At 73.4% G+C, this 2,160-nt stretch carries 1 protein-coding gene and 1 pseudogene; both read left to right on the plus strand.

Features of this window, described 5'->3' with window-relative positions:
* Positions 1 to 1,797: circularly permuted type 2 ATP-grasp protein (locus tag G6023_RS07260; protein ID WP_182634729.1), on the plus strand; the 1,797-nt coding region annotated here is incomplete at its 5' end.
* Between the two features lie 67 nt (positions 1,798 to 1,864).
* Positions 1,865 to 2,160 (plus strand): annotated as a pseudogene (locus tag G6023_RS07265) (carboxylate--amine ligase/circularly permuted type 2 ATP-grasp protein); the annotation flags it as partial.

Genomic DNA, 2,160 nt, shown 5'->3' on the forward strand with positions numbered 1-2,160 from the left:
GCCGGGTCGGCGGCCCCCGCCGAGACGAGGCTGCGGGCGGCCCTGTGGCGCGCGGCCCGGTCGGGCCTCGAGGGTGATCTCGTGGACCCCGTCACCTTCCGGGCCCGGCCCGCCACCGACGTCGTCTCGGATCTGGTGGAGTCCCTGACCGGCGAGTTGAGCCGCTCGGGCGACCTCGACACCGTGCGCACCCTGCTCGACAACGCGCTCTACAACGGCAGCAGTGCGTTCCGGCAGCGCCAGGCCCTCCGTCGGCGGGGACACCCCCACGACGTGGTCGACCTGCTCGCGGCGGAGACCGCCGGGATCAGCGGTCCCCGGTCGGCGGTCCCCGACGCCCACTCACGACTGTTCGGCGTCTACGAACCGATCGAGGGCCTCGACGCCGACCCGAGCTGGGACGAGGCGGTCGAGGAGGGGGGTGCCCCCCGTGAGGCCTACGCTCCCGTGATGTCGGCCCTGGACCGGGCGGGCACCGTGCGGCTCCGGTCGCGACAGGTGACGGCGGAGAAGGAGGCCTCGGTGGCCGGGGTGACGTTCCGGGTCACCGGACAGGAGCGGCCCCAGGCGTTCCCCATGGACTTCGTACCCCGCATCATCTCGCCCGAGGTGTGGCAGATGCTGGCCGCCGGCACCGAGCAGCGCGCCCGTGCCCTGGACGCCTTCCTCGACGACATCTACGGCCAGCGCGAGTTCGTGCGCGCGGGGCACATGACGCCCGAGTCCCTGGACCGCGCCCCCGGTCACCGCAGCACGGGACGCGTACAGCGGCCGGGTCGGACGCGGGCGCACATCTGCGGGATCGACCTGGTGTGCGGGGACGACGGCACGTGGTTCGTGCTGGAGGACAACGTCCGGGTGCCCTCCGGGATCGCCTTCTCCCACGCCCTGCGACAGATGACCACCTCCCTGTTCGGCGACCTCACGGGCGGGTTCGATCTCCACGCGCCGGACGAGGCGTTCGGCATGATCCGCGAGACGCTCGAGGCGGCCGCCCCGCCGGCCGCCGGGGACGAGCCGCAGCTCGCGGTCGTCTCCTCCGGGTCGGCAGATTCGGCCTGGTTCGAGCACCGACTCATCGCGCAGCGCACCGGACTGCCGCTGGTCACGCCCGACCGGCTCACCTTCCGGGACGGGGTGCTGCACCATCGCGCGGGCCGCGACCTGCACCGGGTGGATGTCATGTACGCCCGGATAGACGAGGACATGCTCCTCAGCTCGCCGGGCGACGACGGCATCCCGCTGCGCGACGGGCTGCTCGACGCGCTCGGCGCCGGTCGGCTGACCATCGCCAACGCCCTCGGCAACGGGGTGGCCGACGACAAGGCCGTCTACGCCTCCGTCCCCGCCATGATCGACTTCTACCTGGGGGAGACCCCGATCCTCGAGCAGGTCCCCACCTACCTGTGTGCCGACCGGACGCAGCGGGACCTCGTGTTGGACCGCCTCGGCGAGCTGGTGGTCAAGCCGATCGACGGGTACGGCGGACTCGGGATCACTATCGGGCCGGAGTGCTCGGAGGCGGAGCTGGCCGCCCGCCGGGAGGACCTGCTCACCCGGCCGGAGGGGTTCATCGCCCAGGAGGTCGTGCCCCTGTCCACGTTGCCGACCTTCGACGGGACCCGGATGCAGCGCCGGCACGTGGACCTCCGCGCGTTCGCCCACGTCCGACGCGAGGGGGGCAGGACCACCGCGCACGCGGTCCCGGCCGGGCTCACCCGGGTCGCGCCGGCGGGATCGATGATCGTCAACTCCTCGCGGGGCGGCGGCGGCAAGGACACGTGGATCATGCGGTGACCCCCGCGCCGGGCGCGGGGAGCTGCTGCGGGTGCGGGTGCGCCCGCGTTCCCTTAGCGTGGGAATGATGACCGACGCACAGCGATGGATCAGAGTCGAAGAGGAACTCCACCTCGTCGACACGAGGACCCGGCGACCGGTTCGGCGGGCAACGGAGGTGCTCGCCGCTCTCGGCGACACCGGGCAACGGGGACAGGAGGGCCACGTCCGGCCGGAGCAACACGGCGCGATCGTGGTCGCGGACGCGGGCGCCCACACCGGGCTCGGCGAGCTCGGGGACGCCCTCCGCCGTAACCGGACCCGCCTGGCGGAGGCCGCCAACGGACTGCGGACCGGGGTGGTCGCGGCAGGGTCGCTGGCCTC

This window comes from Dietzia sp. DQ11-71 (genome assembly GCF_014144995.1).
Classification (GTDB): Bacteria; Actinomycetota; Actinomycetes; order Mycobacteriales; family Mycobacteriaceae; genus Dietzia; species Dietzia kunjamensis.